Annotated in this window: 20 protein-coding genes; 18 read left to right on the top strand and 2 right to left on the bottom strand. The window is 42.1% G+C overall.

Translation table 11 applies throughout. The features are described 5' to 3' along the window. The 5 genes from ACP69X_RS03020 to pyrG all read left to right on the top strand — a co-directional run bounded on the left by ACP69X_RS03020 (position 1) and on the right by pyrG (position 5231). Positions 1 to 1113 carry an acyl-CoA dehydrogenase family protein gene (locus ACP69X_RS03020; RefSeq protein WP_426052405.1) on the top strand — a complete coding sequence of 371 codons (1113 nt, stop codon included), beginning with the start codon at positions 1 to 3 and terminating at the stop codon, positions 1111 to 1113. Between the two features lie 16 nt (positions 1114 to 1129). Next, a complete protein-coding gene (locus ACP69X_RS03015; protein WP_073978862.1) occupies positions 1130 to 2272 on the top strand; it encodes an acyl-CoA dehydrogenase in 1143 nt (380 codons plus the stop codon). A 126-nt stretch (positions 2273 to 2398) separates the two neighbouring features. Beyond that, the gene (locus ACP69X_RS03010; protein ID WP_041087813.1) at positions 2399 to 2596 is read left to right on the top strand and encodes a hypothetical protein; all 198 of its coding nucleotides are present in this window, start codon (positions 2399 to 2401) and stop codon (positions 2594 to 2596) included. Between the two features lie 248 nt (positions 2597 to 2844). Further along, positions 2845 to 3384, top strand: coding sequence for a DNA-directed RNA polymerase subunit delta (rpoE, locus tag ACP69X_RS03005; RefSeq protein ID WP_064498795.1), 540 nt, complete (start codon positions 2845 to 2847; stop codon positions 3382 to 3384). Positions 3385 to 3623: 239 nt separating this feature from the next. After that, entirely contained in the window at positions 3624 to 5231 is a 1608-nt protein-coding gene (gene pyrG, locus ACP69X_RS03000; protein ID WP_039182151.1) for a glutamine hydrolyzing CTP synthase, read from the top strand. Between the two features lie 40 nt (positions 5232 to 5271). Here the strand turns inward: pyrG and ACP69X_RS02995 are convergent, their stop codons facing one another. Beyond that, on the bottom strand, positions 5272 to 5802 hold the full coding sequence (locus ACP69X_RS02995; RefSeq protein ID WP_039182149.1) for a DUF2529 domain-containing protein: 531 nt from the start codon (positions 5800 to 5802) through the stop codon (positions 5272 to 5274). 180 nt (positions 5803 to 5982) lie between these two features. Here ACP69X_RS02995 and ACP69X_RS02990 point away from each other — a divergent pair, with 180 nt between their 5' ends. The 10 genes from ACP69X_RS02990 to ACP69X_RS02945 all read left to right on the top strand — a co-directional run bounded on the left by ACP69X_RS02990 (position 5983) and on the right by ACP69X_RS02945 (position 16378). After that, a complete protein-coding gene (locus ACP69X_RS02990; RefSeq protein WP_003214681.1) occupies positions 5983 to 6357 on the top strand; it encodes a response regulator in 375 nt (124 codons plus the stop codon). A 178-nt stretch (positions 6358 to 6535) separates the two neighbouring features. Further along, a complete protein-coding gene (locus ACP69X_RS02985) occupies positions 6536 to 7393 on the top strand; it encodes a class II fructose-bisphosphate aldolase (protein ID WP_024423748.1) in 858 nt (285 codons plus the stop codon). 111 nt (positions 7394 to 7504) lie between these two features. After that, a complete protein-coding gene (fsa, locus tag ACP69X_RS02980) occupies positions 7505 to 8143 on the top strand; it encodes a fructose-6-phosphate aldolase (RefSeq protein WP_024426351.1) in 639 nt (212 codons plus the stop codon). A gap of 247 nt (positions 8144 to 8390) precedes the next feature. Next, entirely contained in the window at positions 8391 to 9680 is a 1290-nt protein-coding gene (locus tag ACP69X_RS02975; protein ID WP_041087823.1) for a UDP-N-acetylglucosamine 1-carboxyvinyltransferase, read from the top strand. 32 nt (positions 9681 to 9712) lie between these two features. Further along, positions 9713 to 10678, top strand: a complete 966-nt coding sequence (gene glpX, locus ACP69X_RS02970) for a class II fructose-bisphosphatase (protein WP_012011567.1) — start codon at positions 9713 to 9715, stop codon at positions 10676 to 10678. 366 nt (positions 10679 to 11044) lie between these two features. Continuing rightward, a complete protein-coding gene (gene rho, locus ACP69X_RS02965) occupies positions 11045 to 12328 on the top strand; it encodes a transcription termination factor Rho (RefSeq protein ID WP_008354975.1) in 1284 nt (427 codons plus the stop codon). A gap of 132 nt (positions 12329 to 12460) precedes the next feature. After that, positions 12461 to 12661 (top strand): 50S ribosomal protein L31, encoded by a 201-nt coding sequence (gene rpmE / locus ACP69X_RS02960; RefSeq protein ID WP_003215407.1) that lies wholly within the window; start codon positions 12461 to 12463, stop codon positions 12659 to 12661. Between the two features lie 87 nt (positions 12662 to 12748). Next, positions 12749 to 13351: a thymidine kinase gene (locus ACP69X_RS02955; RefSeq protein ID WP_073978863.1), complete on the top strand. Its 603-nt coding sequence runs from the start codon at positions 12749 to 12751 to the stop codon at positions 13349 to 13351. A 279-nt stretch (positions 13352 to 13630) separates the two neighbouring features. Then, positions 13631 to 15331 carry an oxaloacetate-decarboxylating malate dehydrogenase gene (gene malS / locus ACP69X_RS02950; RefSeq protein WP_041087834.1) on the top strand — a complete coding sequence of 567 codons (1701 nt, stop codon included), beginning with the start codon at positions 13631 to 13633 and terminating at the stop codon, positions 15329 to 15331. Between the two features lie 90 nt (positions 15332 to 15421). Continuing rightward, positions 15422 to 16378 carry an AEC family transporter gene (locus ACP69X_RS02945; protein ID WP_041087836.1) on the top strand — a complete coding sequence of 319 codons (957 nt, stop codon included), beginning with the start codon at positions 15422 to 15424 and terminating at the stop codon, positions 16376 to 16378. 35 nt (positions 16379 to 16413) lie between these two features. On the opposite strand, the gene racA is transcribed toward ACP69X_RS02945, so the two are convergent. After that, positions 16414 to 16962: a chromosome-anchoring protein RacA gene (racA, locus tag ACP69X_RS02940; protein WP_041087837.1), complete on the bottom strand. Its 549-nt coding sequence runs from the start codon at positions 16960 to 16962 to the stop codon at positions 16414 to 16416. A 210-nt stretch (positions 16963 to 17172) separates the two neighbouring features. Here racA and prfA point away from each other — a divergent pair, with 210 nt between their 5' ends. From prfA to ACP69X_RS02925, 3 genes are all read left to right on the top strand, one after another. Further along, the gene (gene prfA, locus ACP69X_RS02935) at positions 17173 to 18240 is read left to right on the top strand and encodes a peptide chain release factor 1 (RefSeq protein ID WP_039182133.1); all 1068 of its coding nucleotides are present in this window, start codon (positions 17173 to 17175) and stop codon (positions 18238 to 18240) included. Further along, on the top strand, positions 18230 to 19114 hold the full coding sequence (prmC, locus tag ACP69X_RS02930) for a peptide chain release factor N(5)-glutamine methyltransferase (protein WP_426052404.1): 885 nt from the start codon (positions 18230 to 18232) through the stop codon (positions 19112 to 19114). The genes prfA and prmC overlap by 11 nt, the downstream gene beginning before the upstream one ends. A gap of 141 nt (positions 19115 to 19255) precedes the next feature. After that, on the top strand, positions 19256 to 19735 hold the full coding sequence (locus ACP69X_RS02925; RefSeq protein ID WP_370333344.1) for a hypothetical protein: 480 nt from the start codon (positions 19256 to 19258) through the stop codon (positions 19733 to 19735). Positions 19736 to 19837: the final 102 nt, after the last annotated feature.

Here is a 19837-nt window from a genome sequence, read left to right as displayed (position 1 = left end):
ATGGATGCTTTGCTTACGGATAAACAGCGTCTCTGGAGAGAACAGACAGCAGAATTTGCACGCCAGCGTATATTCCCTGAAGTTGAAGCCATGGAACAAGGCCGGTTTCCAAAAAACCTTTTAAGTGAAATGGGACGGCAAGGCTATCTAGGGATTCCAATACCAGCTTCGTACCAAGGCTTAGGAGCAGATTTTACAACGTATATCATCGCAATCCATGAATTATCGAAAGTGAGTGCGACCATCGGTGTCATTGTGTCCGTTCATACATCTGTTGTGACGATGCCTATTTTGACTTTTGGAACGAAGGAACAAAAAGAATCCTATGTCCCGCTGCTTGCATCAGGAGAGAAGCTGGGCGCCTTTTGTCTGACTGAACCAAAGGCCGGATCAGATGCCTCCAGTATTCAGTTGAGAGCAGAGCGGATGGGCGGTGATTATGTATTAAATGGGACGAAAATCTTTATCACAAGCGGCGGAGAAGCAGAGCTATATCTTGTCTTTGCGGTGACCGATCCGGCTTCTGCGAGAAAAAATATATCGGCGTTCATTGTCGAGAAAGATACGCCGGGATTTACGATTGGAAAAGATGAGAAAAAGATGGGACTGCACGGTTCAAAAACAGTCACGCTTCATTTTGATAGCGTGCGGATTCCAAAGCATCAGCTGCTTGGTGCAGAAGGAGAAGGCTTTCAAATTGCCATGTCTAGCTTAAATGCAGGAAGAATCGGAATTGCGGCTCAAAGCCTTGGTATTGCAGAAGCCGCTTTAACCGAGGCAGTCAGCTATTTAAAGCGACATCCAGCAGGTCTTGAAACGACCATTCGACTGGGCGATTTGGCAGCGAAGCTTGAGGCAGCCAAACTGCTCGTCTATCAAGCGGCTTCTTTCAAAGAGGCCAATCGTCCCGTCACAAAGGAAGCATCAATGGCAAAGCTATTTGCGTCAAAAACGGCGGTGGAGATCAGTACAGAAGTGATCCATTTGCTAGGCATGGTTGGTTATACGAATCGCTATCAAGCAGAACGTTACTTTCGTGATGCGAAAATTTGTGAAATCTATGAAGGAACAAGTGAAATTCAAAGGCTGGTCATCTGTAAACAGCTAATATGAAACGAGGTGGCTCACGATGCAGTTCCAATTAAGTGACGAACATGAAATGATTCAAAAAATGGTGAGAGACTTTGCGAAAAATGAAGTGGAGCCAACAGCAGCAGAGCGAGACGAAACAGAGACATATGATCCATCTATTTTTCGCAAAATGGCGGAGCTCGGTTTAACGGGTATCCCTTGGCCGGAAGACGTGGGTGGAATCGGCAGTGATTATTTAGCCTACGTCATAGCAGTTGAGGAGCTTTCAAGAGTATGCGCCTCTACAGGCGTCACCCTGTCCGCCCATACCTCTCTTGCTTCATGGCCAATCTATACATTTGGAACAGATGAACAAAAAGAGACCTATTTAAAGCCGCTTGCAGAAGGGCGGAAGATAGGAGCATATGCGCTCACAGAAAGCGGTTCTGGTTCAGATGCTGGCGGTATGAAGACAACGGCCGTCAAGGCAGGCAGTGAATATGTCCTGAACGGGGCGAAAATCTTTATTACAAATGGAGGCATTGCAGATTATTATATTGTGTTTGCCGTAACAGACCAAGGAGCTTCATCTCGAAATACAACTGCTTTTATTGTAGAAAAAGAGACACATGGTTTTTCTGTTGGAAAAAAGGAAAGCAAACTGGGCATACGCTCATCGCCAACAACTGAAATTCGATTTGAAGATTGCCGGATTCATGAAAGGAACCGGCTCGGTCAAGAAGGAGAAGGATTCAAAATAGCCATGATGACGCTCGATGGCGGAAGGAACGGCATTGCTGCACAGGCGGTTGGGATTGCTCAAGGCGCTCTTGATGCGGCGGTTGATTATGCTAAGGAGCGTAAACAATTTGGCAAGCCAATCATTCAGCAGCAAGGAATCGCCTTTAAGCTGGCTGATATGGCCACAGCGATTGAAGCATCAAGGCTGCTTACTTACCAGGCGGCATGGCTGGAAACGAAAGGCCTCCCGTATGGAAAGGAATCAGCCATGTCCAAGCTTTTCGCTGGTGATACAGCAATGAAGGTGACGACAGAAGCGGTTCAAATCTTCGGCGGGTACGGCTACACAAAGGATTACCCAGTCGAACGATACATGCGTGATGCGAAAATCACTCAAATTTATGAAGGAACACAGGAAATCCAGCGTCTGGTCATCTCAAGGAAACTGCTAGATATGTAGAAAACAAGCAAAGACCGCCTGACCGTGAGGTGGTCTGTTTTGGTTAGTATGTAATGTAATTTCTAATCATAATCCATAAGTATGTGGTATTATGTTAAAAATGGGAAAAATATGGGGGTTGTGATATTGAACTCAACATTTATAGGCATTACAGCAATCGTCACAATGGTTATCTGGATTATGGTTTCCGCAGAGCTTACAAAGTCTCCAAAAAAGAAGGAAGAAAAAAACAACAGCCGCAGAAAACTCATCGTACTCATGTCAGCGGGAATGTTATTCACGATTTTTCTCGTTCTCTCATCCATTCAGAACATCCAGTTTTAAAATAGACGTGAACAACTGAAAGACAAAAAGTATGCCGTATACAAGAACCGGTCCATTTTCATACAGATGATGGACCTCTTGGCGCTACTCGTGAGAAAAAATCAAAAATTAACATCAATAAAGGTGGCATAAACTCCCCTAATTTGTTTATAATGAGAGGTATGGTTTGTCGTAAGAATAAGGTATAAATACTTATTATTTCACTGATAAATGGATACATACATGTAATAGAAAGGGAGTGTCTGACCTTGAGTTTGAAAGAATACTCACAGGAACAGCTCAAACAAATGTCTTTAGTTGAACTTGCTTATGAAATTTTCAGAGACAGCAAAACACCCATTACGTTTTCCGAGTTAATAGATGAAATTGTCCGTTTGCAAGGAATACAAAAATCCGATCTTGATGATCGACTTGCACAATTTTATACAGACTTAAATATAGATGGCCGCTTTATTTCGTTAGGTGATCAGAGATGGGGACTTCGCAGCTGGTATCCAGTTGATCAAATCGAAGAAGAAGTTCAGCCAGCTGTGAAAACAAAAGCGAAAAAGAAAAAATCAAAAGCAGCTGTCGTTGAAGACGACTTCGATGAAATCGAAGAGGAAGAAGAAATTGACGAGCTTGAAGAAGACCTTGATCTTGTAGAAGACGACGATGATCTCGACCTAGACGATGATGAAGAAATCGATGAAGATATTGAAGACTTCGACGAAGATGATGATGAAGATGATGACGGCTTAACGGAGATTGATGAAGACGATTTAGACGATGATGAGGAAGAGAAATAACCCTCTCATACCGGTCCTCAAAACAGGACAAAACCGTCTTGACTTTCGTGAGCGAACTATGTAGTATGTATTTTGGGCTCTCTAAAAAAGAGTACGTAAAGATACGTTCATTTACGCTCCCTTTCATTTATTTGAAAGGGAGCTTTCTTATTTTTCAAGAGATTTAGGGATACACTCTAAAAAGGATGAAGCTGTGCATGTGTAGACATGCAAGGGTAAAAAAGAGAGGAGCATACGAAATGACAAAGTATATTTTTGTAACAGGAGGAGTTGTTTCCTCACTTGGGAAAGGAATCACGGCTGCTTCATTAGGCCGCCTTCTGAAAAATAGAGGGATGGATGTCACCATTCAAAAATTCGATCCATACATCAACGTAGACCCGGGGACAATGAGTCCATACCAGCACGGTGAGGTTTTTGTCACAGATGATGGTGCTGAAACAGACCTTGACTTAGGTCACTACGAGCGTTTCATTGATATTAACTTAAATAAGTACAGCAACGTCACAACTGGTAAAATCTACTCTACTGTTCTGAAGAAAGAGCGCCGCGGTGACTACTTAGGTGGAACAGTACAGGTCATTCCCCACATTACAAATGAAATCAAAGACCGCGTGTACCGTGCCGGAAAAGAAACGGGTGCAGATGTGGTTATTACAGAAATCGGCGGGACAGTAGGAGATATCGAATCCCTTCCATTCCTTGAAGCCATTCGTCAAATGAAGAGTGACATCGGCCGTGAAAACGTGATGTACATTCATTGTACCCTCGTTCCTTACATCCGTGCAGCGGGTGAATTGAAAACAAAACCAACACAGCATAGTGTAAAAGAACTTCGCAGTCTTGGTATTCAGCCAAATGTCATCGTGGTCAGAACGGAAATGCCATTGGCACAAGATATGAAGGACAAAATTGCACTATTTTGTGATATTGATACAAAAGCTGTTATCGAATGTCAGGATGCAGACACGCTTTACTCCATTCCGCTTGATTTACAAAAACAAGGGCTGGACAAGCTAGTATGTGAACATATGAAACTTGACTGCCAAGATGCGGACATGACGGAGTGGACAGCACTTGTTGATAAAGTACAAAACCTTTCAAAACAAGTCACAATTGGTCTTGTAGGGAAATATGTTGAGCTGCAAGATGCTTATATTTCTGTCGTTGAATCACTTCGTCATGCTGGTTATGCGTTTGATGCAGATGTTCAAATTAAATGGATCAATGCAGAAGAAGTGACAGCAGAGAATATCGCTGATTTCGTACAAGATGTTGACGGAATTATTGTTCCTGGAGGCTTCGGAGACCGCGGAGTAGAAGGGAAAATCATTGCTACACAATTTGCCCGTGAAAACAAAGTGCCATTCTTCGGAATCTGCTTAGGAATGCAAGTGGCATCTATCGAATACGCAAGAAACGTATTAGGCCTTGAAGGAGCTCATTCAGCGGAAATTGATCCTGAAACAGCATTCCCAATCATTGACCTTCTTCCAGAACAGAAGGATGTAGATGATCTAGGCGGAACACTTCGTCTCGGTCTATATCCTTGTAAATTAAATGAAGACTCAAAAGCATTTGCTGCATACAATGACGAAGTGGTCTACGAACGCCACCGTCATCGCTACGAATTTAATAACGAATACAGACAGCAAATGGAAGCAGCAGGCTTCGTCTTCTCTGGTACAAGCCCAGACGGACGTCTTGTTGAAATTATCGAGCTCAAGGATCACCCTTGGTTCCTTGCTTCTCAGTTCCACCCAGAATTCGTTTCAAGACCGACAAGACCACAGCCATTATTTAGAGATTTCGTTGGTGCTTCACTACAAGCATCTGAATCAAAATAAAACAAAAAACTGCCGAGAATATCACTTCTCGGCAGTTTTTTTATTCATATTCCTCCACGATCTCCTTCACAGTAAACGATAGGGCGTGGTAGACGTATAAGCAGGTCATTAAAGCAGGAAAACCAAACCTTGTCCCATCTTCAGCGGGCACAAGCGGTTTCTTGAGCTGAAAATCAATGTGGACATCACAATGCTCTTCAATCGTGGACGGCTCCTTTTGTGCCGGCCCTACACCAACAACGGGCGTACCTTGTTCGTGCAGCTCTTTAACAAGAGATTGAATTTCCTGATCTTCTGGGTCTGAATAAAATAGCAGCACCCTGTCACTTGGTTGAAGTAAGCTGCGCTCCTTTTGATCGAGCGGCAGCACTTTCGCACCGGGAAACGGCTCGTTGCTCTCAGATGCCTCTAGGGCGACAGCAGCCAGTTCATTTTTTCCGTGAAAATAAACGGCATGTCCACTGACAACAGCCTGTGCAAGAAGGCGTGCACCGTCCTCAATCGCTTCAGCCTGCTTTTCTCCAATACGTGAAAAAATACCTGATAACTGGGTCGTAAAAATTTTTAACAAGACTCATTTCCTCCTTCGGTCAGATCATTTTATAATAGAATATAAAGAGAATATTAGGAAAAATGCTCAGAAAATGTCGTAAAGTAAACAATTATAATTAAAGGAAATGTGAAAATCAAACAGAATTATTTAACAACAGCTCTTTTTATGGCGAAAAATGAAAGCAATGGGGTGTAACAGATGAATGAGAAAATATTAATTGTCGATGATCAGTACGGTATTAGAATATTATTGAATGAAGTGTTTCATAAAGAAGGCTATCAAACCTTTCAAGCTGCCAATGGACTTCAGGCATTAGATATTGTGAAAAACCATAGACCGAACCTTGTCCTGCTTGATATGAAAATTCCCGGAATGGATGGTATCGAAATTTTAAAACGGATGAAATTAATTGATGAAGACATCCGTGTCATCATTATGACAGCTTATGGCGAATTAGATATGATCCAAGAATCCAAAGAACTCGGTGCATTGACGCATTTCGCTAAGCCTTTTGATATTGATGAAATCCGAGATGCTGTCAAAGAATACCTGCCGCTTGAAACAAATGGCTAGATGGAAATGATTGAATCGAGTCATTCTGTTGCCGATTTGTCGAATAATTGGTATTCTAGAAAGGAAGAAGAAAGCGATCTGACTTTGAAAGTTTACATATGGCGAGAAATTCTGGTCATGCTAGGGTGGAGAGCTTTTTTTAGCAAGCAAATTAGCTACATAGGGAGGATTTTTCATCATGCCTTTAGTTTCAATGACAGAAATGTTGAAAGACGCAAAGGAAAAAGGTTACGCTGTTGGACAGTTTAACTTAAATAACTTAGAATTCACGCAAGCGATTTTACAAGCTGCTGAAGAAGAGAAATCTCCTGTTATCTTGGGAGTATCTGAAGGAGCAGGACGCTACATGGGCGGCTTCAAAACAGTTGTCGCAATGGTTAAAGCGTTAATCGAAGAATATAATGTAACAGTTCCTGTTGCGATTCATTTAGATCACGGTTCAAGCTTTGAATCTTGTGCAAAAGCGATTCATGCAGGATTTACTTCTGTCATGATCGATGCTTCTCACCACCCATTCGATGAAAATGTGGAAACAACTGCGAAAGTCGTTGAACTTGCACATTTCCATGGTGTGTCTGTAGAAGCTGAACTTGGAACTGTTGGTGGGCAAGAAGATGACGTCATCGCTGAGGGCGTTATTTATGCTGATCCAAAAGAGTGCCAAGAGCTTGTAGAACGCACTGGTATTGACTGCCTTGCACCTGCATTAGGTTCAGTACATGGTCCATACAAAGGTGAACCAAACCTTGGTTTCGCTGAAATGGAAGAAATCGGAAAAACAACTGGCCTTCCACTTGTTCTTCACGGCGGAACAGGTATCCCAACTGCTGACATCAAGCGTGCAATTTCACTTGGTACAGCAAAAATCAATGTAAACACTGAAAACCAAATTGCTTCTGCGAAAGCAGTACGCGAAACACTTGCTGCAAAAACAGAAGAGTATGATCCACGTAAATATCTTGGACCAGCTCGTGACGCAATTAAAGCGACTGTTATCGGCAAAATGCGCGAATTTGGTTCTTCTAACCAAGCATAATTTGATGAGAACCGAAAGCCGCCTGAGTCACAGGCGGTTTTCTCCATATCTTGAGAAAGCGCAATCAAATTTACATTTCAGATAATTTATTGATAGGAGAGTGGCACAGTTATGTTATTTTTCGTAGATACAGCGAATATTGAAGACATCAAAGAGGCGCACGAGCTTGGCATTTTAGCAGGCGTCACAACAAACCCTAGTTTAGTAGCGAAAGAAAAGGACGTATCATTCCACGACCGCCTTCGCGAAATCACTGACGTGGTATCAGGTTCTGTCAGTGCAGAAGTGATTTCCCTAAAAGCAGAGGAAATGATTGAAGAAGGAAAAGAGCTTGCTGCTATCGCACCAAATATCACGGTCAAAATTCCAATGACTACAGATGGCCTTAAAGCTGTCAAAGCATTAACAGACCTTGGAATTAAAACAAACGTTACATTGATTTTTAGTGCAAACCAGGCACTTCTTGCAGCTAGAGCTGGTGCGACGTATGTCTCTCCATTCCTCGGCCGCTTAGATGACATTGGCCAAAATGGTCTTGATCTCATCAGCGAAGTAAAAACTATTTTTGATGTTCATGGATTAGATACACAAATCATTGCTGCATCTATTCGTCACCCGCAGCATGTGACAGAAGCTGCGCTTAGAGGTGCTCATATCGGCACAATGCCGCTGAAAGTCATCAAGCAGCTGACGAAACACCCATTAACGGATGCAGGCATTGAGCAATTTTTAGCAGATTGGAATAAATAATTGATTGCGGCAGGCGGGTTCGTCTCTCGTTTGCCGCAGTTTCCCTAATAAACGCTAAGAAATGTTTTGTGCAAAGAAGAGAACATCACAGCCTCGCAAAGCTTCGATTATTTTTCTTCCGACAAATTTCGTTTAACCTGTATTCTTTCTCTTGATATTGGCTAAATTTTGGACAAGACCTTTTAAAGCGCGACATCCACAAACAGTATAACTCCAACAGTGATCTTCTTTAAGAAGGGAGACAAATATGGAAAAGTTAAACATTGCCGGCGGTGATCCCTTGCGCGGGACCGTACATATTAGTGGTGCGAAAAATAGTGCTGTGGCACTGATTCCCGCCACGATTCTCGCTGATTCTCCAGTAACCATTGAAGGCCTTCCGCATATATCAGATATCGACACATTACGAGATCTGTTAGAAGAAATTGGCGGGAAGGTCACTTTTGAAAAAGGTGAAATGGTTGTTAATCCTGCTTCCATGATCAGTATGCCGCTTCCTAATGGAAAAGTGAAAAAACTGCGTGCATCCTATTATTTAATGGGAGCCATGCTGGGAAGATTTAAGCAGGCTGTCATCGGACTGCCAGGAGGATGCCACTTAGGACCTAGGCCGATCGATCAGCATATCAAAGGCTTTGAAGCACTTGGAGCCGAGGTGACAAACGAGCAGGGTGCGATTTATTTGCGCGCTGAAAAATTAGTCGGAGCCCGGATTTATCTTGATGTTGTCAGTGTAGGTGCGACGATCAACATCATGCTGGCAGCCGTACTGGCTGAAGGAAAAACAGTGATTGAAAATGCTGCAAAGGAACCCGAAATTATTGATGTAGCGACACTGCTTGCAAGCATGGGAGCCAAAATTAAAGGTGCGGGTACCGATGTCATTCGAATCGAAGGTGTAGAATCCCTTCATGGCTGTAAGCATTCAATCATCCCTGACCGCATCGAAGCAGGAACATTTTTAATAGCTGGTGCAGCGATGGGAGATGAAGTTGTACTTGATAATGTGATCCCAACTCATTTAGAATCAATTACGGCGAAACTTAGAGAAATGGGGTTCACCATTGAAACGAGCAACGATCAGATGCTGATCGTTGGCAGAAATGAAGGACTCAAGCCTGTCGATATCAAAACTCTTGTGTATCCGGGCTTTCCAACTGACCTTCAGCAGCCGATGACGGCGCTGTTAACAAAAGCGAAAGGCACGAGTGTGGTCACAGATACGATCTACTCAGCCCGCTTTAAGCACATTGACGAATTGCGTCGAATGGGTGCAAACATGAAGGTCGAAGGAAGATCTGCTATTATTACCGGACAAACGCAGCTCCAAGGAGCAAAGGTCAAAGCAAGTGATCTGCGTGCAGGCGCTTGTCTTGTTGTCGCAGGGTTAATGGCAGACGGTGTGACCGAAATCACAGGGCTTGAACATATAGACAGAGGATATAGTTTGCTTGAGAAGAAGCTTGAAGGCTTGGGTGCAACCATCTGGCGTGAAAAGCTGAATGACCAAGAAATAGAAGAACTTCAAAATTCATAAGGCTTTGACTGTGAGAGGAGATTTGGACAAAAATGGAAAGAAGTTTATCGATGGAACTAGTACGGGTGACAGAAGCAGCCGCATTAAAATCTGCCCGTTGGATGGGAAGAGGATTAAAAGACGAGGCGGATGATGCTGCAACAAGTGCAATGCGTGATGTATTTGACACTATTCCGATGAAGGGAACAGTGGTCATTGGCGAAGGAGAAATGGACGAAGCACCAATGCTTTATATTGGGGAAAAGCTTGGGAACGGATATGGACCTCGCGTAGATGTCGCTGTTGATCCATTAGAAGGAACAAACATTGTGGCAAGCGGCGGTTGGAATGCCTTAGCTGTCATTGCAGTTGCAGATCATGGCAACCTGCTGAATGCACCTGACATGTACATGGATAAGATCGCAGTAGGTCCAGAAGCGGTAGGCTGCATCGATATTGAAGCGCCTGTCATTGATAATCTTCGCGCTGTTGCAAAAGCGAAAAACAAAGATATTGAAGATGTGGTTGCAACGATTTTAAACAGAGATCGACATGAGAAAATTATTGCTGAACTGAGAGAAGCAGGAGCAAGAATTAAACTGATCGATGATGGTGACGTTGCAGGAGCCATTAATACAGCATTTGATCACACAGGTGTTGATATTCTATTTGGTTCAGGCGGAGCGCCTGAGGGTGTCCTTTCTGCTGTTGCGTTAAAGGCACTTGGTGGTGAAATTCATGGTAAGCTTCTTCCTCAAAGTGAAGAAGAACTAAGACGCTGTGAGAAAATGGGGCTGGATGTTGGTAAAGTCCTCAGAATGGAAGATCTCGTAAAAGGAGATGACGCCATTTTTGCAGCGACAGGTGTAACGGACGGCGAATTACTTAAAGGTGTTCAATTCAAAGGCTCTGTTGGAACAACACATAGTGTTGTCATGCGTGCGAAATCAGGTACGGTTCGTTTCGTAGACGGCAGACACAGCTTAAAGAAAAAACCGAATCTTGTCATTCGTCCGTAATCTGAAAGCGGGTATTCATTACCCGCTTTTCATATAGGTGTCAAATGTATATCATTTTCTTTTAAAAGTTGAATATTCTCTGCAAATGAGGTAAAACTAAAGAGTGCTGCGAAATTTTCTGCGAATTTACTTCTTTTAAGCTTCAACAAGTTTAAATACTGCCGCATCATGACGATATACTCATTATCCTTCTCTATGTTAAAAAAGCTCTATTTCACATTGTTCCTATCTTTCACGATAAAACGAGTGGGAGCGTTACCATGAGAGCGAGGTCATTCCAACAACAACGGAATTAAAAGCTAATCAAATACAATTGGTCATGCATTTGTAAAGAAATACATTGACTGGAAAAGTGTGGTGTCCATATTGAAAGATGTTTCGATTTCATCTTTGGAAAATATGAAATTAAAAGAGCTGTATGAGTTAGCAAAACGATACAAAATCTCTTATTACAGCAAACTAACAAAAAAAGAATTAATTTTTGCCATCTTAAAGGCGAACGCTGAGCAAGAGGATCTCTTATTTATGGAAGGGGTTCTTGAAATTATTCAGTCTGAGGGATTTGGTTTCTTAAGACCGATTAACTACTCCCCAAGTTCTGAAGACATTTATATTTCAGCTTCACAAATCAGACGCTTTGATTTACGAAATGGAGATAAAGTGTCTGGAAAGGTACGACCTCCAAAAGAGAATGAACGCTACTATGGCCTCCTTCATGTAGAAGCGGTAAATGGGGACGACCCAGAATCAGCAAAGGAACGTGTTCACTTTCCTGCACTCACACCGCTATTTCCTGACCGCCAAATGATTCTTGAAACACAGCCTAATCACCTGTCTACTAGAATTATGGATATGATGGCGCCAGTTGGATTTGGACAGCGTGGTTTAATCGTTGCACCGCCTAAGGCTGGGAAAACCATTTTACTTAAAGAAATTGCCAACAGCATTTCTGAAAATCACCCAGAGGCAGAGCTGATTGTCCTTTTGATTGACGAACGCCCAGAAGAAGTAACAGATATCGAACGTTCTGTTGCAGGGGATGTTGTTAGTTCAACCTTTGACGAAGTACCGGAAAACCACATTAAAGTAGCAGAGCTTGTATTAGAGCGTGCCATGCGTCTTGTTGAACATAAAAAAGATGTCATCATCTTAATGGACAGCATCACAAGGCTTGCTCGTGCATACAACCTTGTGATTCCGCCAAGCGGCCGAACGCTTTCAGGCGGTATTGATCCTGCGGCTTTCCATCGTCCAAAACGCTTCTTCGGTGCTGCGCGTAACATTGAAGAAGGCGGAAGCTTGACGATTTTAGCCACTGCACTTGTTGATACAGGATCACGTATGGATGACGTGATTTATGAAGAGTTTAAAGGAACTGGAAACATGGAGCTTCATTTGGACCGTTCTTTGGCCGAAAGAAGAATTTTCCCTGCGATCGACATTCGCCGTTCTGGTACGAGAAAAGAAGAACTGCTTGTACCAAAAGAGCATCTTGATCGTCTATGGGCGATGAGAAAATCGATGTCAGATACACCTGACTTCGCTGAGAAGTTCATGCGCAAAATGAGAAAAACAAAGACAAACCAAGAATTTTTCGATATTTTAACGCAAGAATGGAAACAAGCCAATATGTCTGCATCAAGAAGATAGCTTCCCTGAAAAAATACATTTGCAATCATAGACTCACACTGTTATAATTTTATCATGTGCGTTTCAGAATTTATTTCTGAGATATTAACTCTGTTTCCGAATTGGATTCAGGGCGGAAGGAGATGACAGTAGATGAAAACAGGAATTCATCCTAACTACAAAAAAGCTACAGTCAAATGCGCTTGTGGAAATGAGTTTGAAACTGGATCAGTAAAAGAAGAGGTACGCATCGAGATTTGCTCTGAGTGCCATCCTTTCTATACAGGCCGTCAAAAATTCGCTTCTGCTGATGGACGTGTTGACCGCTTTAACAAAAAATACGGTCTTAAGTAATAATAGATACAATAAACAGGCAGGAATCCGTTCTTGCCTGTTTTTTTACGTGGATTGATGGAACTTTAAAACGGGGGAGAAGACCTTATGTATGTGATGAAACAAAGCGGTTGGCTTGAAGTCATCTGCGGTAGTATGTTTTCTGGAAAGTCGGAAGAATTGATTCGGAGAGCCAAAAGGGCCACCTTTGCCAAACAAGAAGTAAAAATATTCAAACCAGCGATTGATAACCGATATAGTACAAGCTCAGTTGTGTCACATAACGGTTCATCATTAGATGGGATTGCAGTAGCCTCACCAAAAGACATAATAACGCACATATCAGAAAGAACCGATGTCATTGGCATTGATGAGGTGCAATTTTTTGATGAGACAATCATTGACATTGTCACTCAATTGGCTGACCAAGGCTACCGAGTCATTGTTGCAGGCCTGGATCAAGACTTCAGAGGAGAGCCATTTGGTGTTGTTCCGCATTTAATGGCATGTGCAGAGCTTGTAACAAAACTTCAAGCAGTTTGTTCGGTATGCGGCTCCCCAGCGAGTAGAACACAACGCTTGATCGACGGTAAACCCGCATCCTATGATGATCCTATTATTTTAGTAGGTGCGCAGGAATCATACGAAGCACGATGCAGACATCACCATGAAGTACCAAGACTTGATGTTGGTACAACACTTGACAATTAAAAAAATAGCAAATGCCGCTGTGTTTCGTTTTTCGAGATTTTGGCTGAACACCCATCATTTGTACTTAAATAAATTAAATAACACTACGATTAAATTATCTAATTTTCAACGCTTGCGTTTTGTTATAAGCAGGCATAAAATGACTAACTGTAGTGTAAAGCATTTTAACGAAAAGTTCGATTTCTTGTCATAATTTTTTTGATTAAGGATTTTTCTCCTTAATCGTTCTTTGGATTAATAGTTCACTTTATTTATATTTTAGAAAGAGGGTAGTTTTTGATGAACAACGTGAAGAAAACAAAAGAAGGGTACCTCGAAACCACTTTGACAGGTAAAGACGTATTATCTATTCCAACGTTGAACAAAGGCGTTGCTTTCTCTGAAGAAGAAAGACAAGAGCTTGGACTAGAAGGCTTACTTCCTCCAACGGTTCTAACTTTAGAACAGCAAGCGGAAAGAGCGTACAAGCAATTTTTAGCTCAGCCGGATCGTCTTCGTCAAAACGTATACTTAAGTGATTTACAAAACCGTAACGAAGTATTGTTCTACAAGCTTCTAACAGAAAAGCTTCGTGAAATGCTTCCTGTTGTGTACACACCAACTGTTGGTGAAGCGATTCAAGAATACAGCCATGAATACAGAAGACCTCATGGTGTCTATCTTTCAATCGACGACATTGACGGCATCGAGAAAGCATTTGAAAACTTGCACGCAACTGCTGGAGATATTGACCTCATCGTTGCAACTGACTCTGAGAGTATTCTTGGAATTGGTGACTGGGGTGTTGGTGGTATCAACATCGCAATCGGTAAATTAGCTGTTTACACGGCTGCAGCAGGTATTGATCCTAGCCGCGTGATTCCAGTTGTATTAGATGTTGGAACAAACAATGAAAAATTATTGAATGACCCATTATACATCGGGAACCACCACAAACGTGTACAAGGTGAAAAATACGAAGAATTCATTGATGCTTATGTGAAAGCAGCACTTAAATTCTTCCCGAAAGCATTGCTTCACTGGGAAGACCTTGGAAACAAAAATGCGCGTAACATCATGAAAAAATACAACGATAACATCTTAACGTTCAACGATGATATTCAAGGTACTGGTGCCATTACTTTAGCGGGTGTTCTTGCAGCTGTCAAGAAAACTGGTACTCAATTGAAAGATCACCGTGTTGTCATCTTCGGGGCTGGATCAGCCGGTATCGGAATCGCAGATCAAATGCGTGACACAATGGTTCTTGAAGGTTTAACAGAAGAAGAAGCAAACAATGCATTCTGGACTTTAGACTACAGAGGATTGCTAACAGATCAATTTGAAGATGAAGTGCTTGATTTCCAAAAACCATACCTTCGTACTTCTGATGAAGTAGAAGGCTGGGCACGCGATGAAAAAGGACAAATCTCATTTGCAGAAACTGTTCGCCAAGTGAAGCCGACAATCCTTATCGGTACATCAGGTCAAGGCGGCGCATTCACTGAAGAAATCATTAAAGAAATGGCAGCTCATACAGAGCGTCCAGTGATCATGCCAATGTCTAACCCAACACCGCTTGCTGAAGCAGTGCCAGAAGATCTATTCAAATGGACAGACGGCCGTGCACTTGTTGCAACAGGAAGCCCGTTCGAAAACGTTGAGTATAATGGAATCGAACATGAAATCGGACAATCAAACAATGCGTTCGTTTTCCCTGGACTTGGTCTTGGTTCAATCGTAACAGAATCAAAAATCATCACAAAAGGCATGTTCGTTGCTTCTGCGAATGCAATTGCTGAAATGGTTGATCATGATAAACCAGGTGCTGGTCTTCTTCCAAGTATTGATAAATTGCAAGAAGTGTCAATTCATGTGGCTGTTGAAGTAGCGAAAGCAGCAATTGAAGATGGTGTCGCAAGAAAAACGCCTGACAACATCGAACAAGCTGTGAAAGACGCAATGTGGATTCCTGAATATAAAAAAATTGTAAGAGCATAATAAAATGTGTAACGCGGCATTGCTTCGGGTAATCTAAGCAATGCCGCAATAAATAAGAAACATGTAAAGGATTTAAGGAGGAATAGTAAGATGGACTTTTTAAATATTTTGATCCTCCTAGCACCGATTTTTTTCGTTATCGCGCTGGGTTGGTTCGCAGGACACTTCGGCAGCTATGACGCTAAATCTGCAAAAGGTGTAAGTACACTTGTTACAAAGTATGCTTTACCAGCGCACTTTATCGCCAGTATTCTGTCAACACCAAAAGATAAATTCTATAGTCAAATTCCATTTTTCATTGCATTGATTTTCGGAATCGTTGGTTTTTATATCATTATCCTTTTAGTTACGAAATTTGCTTTTAAATATGATTTAACAGATTCTTCTGTTTTCTCGTTAAACTCAGCACAACCGACCTTTGCATTTATGGGGATTCCGGTCTTGGGCAGTTTATTTGGAGCTCAAGAGGTTGCAATTCCGATTGCGATTACCGGAATAGTTGTAAATGCACTGCTTGATCCAATTGCAATTATTGTGTCAACTGTCGGTGAAAAAACAAAAGGGAAAACAAAAGACGGCGAAAGCTTCCTAAAAATGACGACAAAAGCGATTTTGCACGGTTTATCAGAGCCGCTTGCTCTTGCACCGTTAGCCAGTATCATTCTTGTTCTTTTAGGATTTAAACTTCCTGCAATTGGACACGAAATGTTAGAGGAAATTGGCAGCGTTACATCAGGGGTTGCGCTATTCGCAGTCGGTGTCACTGTTGGTATCCGCAAAATTAAATTAAGCTTGCCAGCCTTCAGTATTGCATTGCTAAAAGTAGCTGTACAACCAATACTTATGTATTTTATTGCTGTTCTTATGGGTCTTTCGGCTGATGAAATTACAAAAGCTGTATTACTTGTAGCCTTCCCAGGTTCAGCTGTTGCAGCGATGATCGCAACACGATTTGAAAAACAAGAGGCGGAAACTGCATCCGCATTTGTCATCAGTGCCATCATGTCACTCATCACATTACCGATCATTATTGCACTTACCGTATAATATAGTAAAAAGGCTGCCTATCGAGGCAGCCTTTCCTAGCGAAATGAATGAAACAGAGGGAAGAGTACACGCTTTTTTTTGATATCAGGGTGTGCGGTTTCCTTTTTTTCTTCTACTTGTGACGGTTGTTTCAAGGTTGCGGCGAGGCGGTCAAATTTTGTGGATAAATCTTCAATTTCTCTGCGGTGCTGAAGCAGCTGATACGATACACCTTCATCTGCTTTTTTAGCCAATTTCTGTTCAAGTTCTTGCAGTCGGTCTTCTACATCAGTGACGTGTAATTGCTGCTGAATGAGCTCTTTTACTTGTTTTTCTAATGCTTCAATCCGCTGTATGGAGACATCAGCTTCGGCAGCAGGTGCTGCTTGACGAACGGTTTCCTTATGGATTGGCAGTTGAATATCTTGGAGGATCACACCTTCACTCATTTGGTGTTTGACCTCTTTGAGCAGCTGTACAATATCTTCATGAAATTCATAATGTCCAAGTTCATTCCGGGCGACAGGGATGTTGAGCTGTTTGACCCAACGCTGAATCGTCTTTGAAGAAACACCAAGTTCCTTTGCAACCTCATTTGTATTCAAACCAAATGCCCTCCCTTTTTTCAATTACAAGTACCATTCTCTTTAAGGAGGACCTGTTCCTTCACGTTAGACAAAACAAGTAACCAATCGCCAAAGATCGTGTTTTATAGCGAAAAATTGCAGAAAATCAATTGTTTTGGAAATTTTTTTGACTGTCATACCCCGCTATACTATAATTAGACTGTTACGCACAAAACAGAGGTGAAGACCATGTTAGACCGTTTAAAATCAATTGAAGAACGCTATGAAAAACTAAATGAATATTTAAGTGACCCTGAAGTGGTGAACGACACTACGAAGCTTCGTGAATATTCGAAAGAACAATCCGATATTCAAGAAACTGTTGAGGTATATAGACAATATCGTGCGGCATACGACCAGCTGAATGATGCGAAAGCAATGCTCGAAGAGAAGCTGGATGCTGAGATGCGCGACATGGTCAAAGAAGAAATTTCAGAGCTCACTGAGGAAACGGAACGTTTAGAAGATGAGCTGAAAATCTTGCTGATCCCGAAAGATCCGAATGACAACAAAAACGTTATTGTGGAGGTTCGTGGTGCAGCGGGTGGAGAAGAAGCTGCTCTTTTTGCAGGAAACCTTTACCGTATGTACAGCCGTTATGCTGAAATGCAAGGCTGGAAAACAGAAGTCATGGAAGCAAGTGTTACTGGCACAGGCGGTTATAAAGAGATTATCTTTATGATCAGCGGGAAAGGCGCATACTCCAAACTAAAGTTTGAAAACGGCGCACACCGCGTGCAGCGTGTTCCGGAAACGGAATCAGGCGGACGGATTCATACATCAACTGCGACAGTCGCGGTATTACCTGAGGCTGAGGAAGTTGAAATTGATATCCATGAAAAAGACATCCGTGTCGATACTTTCACATCTAGCGGACCTGGCGGACAAAGTGTCAATACAACGATGTCAGCTGTTCGATTAACTCACCTTCCAACAGGTGTTGTTGTGTCCTGTCAGGATGAGAAATCACAAATTAAAAACAAAGAAAAAGCCATGAAAGTACTGCGTGCGAGAATTTATGATAAATTCCAGCGTGAAGCACAGGCTGAATATGATCAAACGCGTAAATCTGCGGTTGGAACAGGGGATCGTTCAGAGCGTATCCGTACGTACAACTTCCCGCAAAACCGTGTAACAGACCACCGCATCGGATTGACGATTCAAAAGCTTGATCAAATCTTAGAAGGAAAACTTGACGAGGTCATTGATGCACTAATTATGGAAGACCAAGCAAGAAAGCTTCAAGATGCAAAATAAAGAGCGAACAATCTTCGAAGCCCTTAAATGGGCTTCTTCTTTGTTAACGGAAGCTGGCAGAGACCAAAATGCAGCAGAACTCCTGTTGATGCATGTGCTCGGCTGGAGCAGAAGTGAGCTTCTTGCACGATTTCATGATGCGCTGCCTGAGGAGCAAGATCAACTGTTCAGCAAATTTGTGACGCAGCATAAGGCAGGTGTTCCTGTTCAGCATTTAACGGGTGTTGAATTCTTTTACGGACGTCCTTTCGAGGTGAATAAGCATGTTCTTATTCCTCGTCCTGAAACGGAAGAAGTTGTGTTGGCGGCGCTCAATTTGGTAGGTGACGTTTTCCCGCCCGATCAGCCGCTCAAAGCAGTTGACGTTGGCACAGGAAGCGGAGCCATTGCAATTACGCTCGCTCTTGAAAAAAAATCACTATCTGTCACAGCGACTGATATCTCACAAGAAGCACTTGCGGTAGCAAAGCGGAATCAACAAGCGCTCGGTGCAGACGTTCATTTTTTACATGGAGATTTACTTGAACCGGTTATAGCTCAAGGTATTAAAGTAGATGTATTTATTTCCAATCCACCTTATATTGCGGCGGAAGAAATGGACAGTCTGTCTGAGGTGGTGACGAAGCATGAACCGGTAAATGCGCTGACGGATGGACGTGATGGCTTGTGGTTTTATAAGCGTCTTGTTCGTGATCTTCACAGCGTGCTGAGTGAGCAGGCAGTTGTTGTCTTTGAAATTGGACATACGCAAGGTCAAGAAGTCACAGCGCTTCTCGTGCAGGCATTTCCTAAAGCGCATGTTTACATCGTTAAAGATATTAATGGAAAAGATCGAGCTGTTTGCGCTCACATTCAAAACGGAAAGTCCGGCTGAATATAGCCGGACTATTTTATTATGTAAAGATGAAACTTATGGTAAAAGAGAAACGTATATATAGAAGAATGAACATTCTGATCATGATTTTTTACATAAATTTGTTTTGAAGGAGCGAATGGTGTGAACAAAAGGTATGCGATGGTGTTGGTCATCGTCAGTGTACTATTGATTGTGAGTGCTTGTGGTAAACCGAGCTTTAAAAAAGAGGCAGCAGCATTTGGAGAAAGCTATAAAAAAGCACAATACACAGTGAATCGAACGGATGACCTATCTGACATGAAAGAGAAGCTGAAGGTTTATTTAACCGAACACGAATATCAAGAATATACAGAAGACAGCATGTTCCCGAGCATATTAGAAGCGGCGAAGGATCAAGATTGTCAAATTAAGCTGAAGAAAATTATGTTTACGCCTTCAGATGAAAGCGATGACAGAATTGAATTTAACTATGAAATGGTGATCCAATTTATCGATCAAAAAGGAAAGGTCAAAAAAGAAATCAAGAAAAAAGGGGCCATGACTGTTATCAAAACAGAATCTGGTTTAAAAATCAGCCGAGATTGGGATGGTAGACTATACCCTTCTGACTACCAATCCTCACTCAAAAGTCGTTCTTAATGAGAACGGCTTTTTTGTTTTGACTCATAATCTATTAAAAAAATAATTTATGTTGACTGTTTATGAGATGTGTTTCCTGGACACAATGTTTGTAGCGAAGAG

The sequence above is a fragment of the Bacillus sp. DC4300-2b2 genome (genome assembly GCF_049895685.1).
Taxonomy (GTDB): Bacteria; Bacillota; Bacilli; order Bacillales; family Bacillaceae; genus Bacillus; species Bacillus safensis.
The sequence above is the reverse complement of the archived record's forward strand: the minus strand, read 5'-3'. Positions and strand labels throughout refer to the sequence as shown.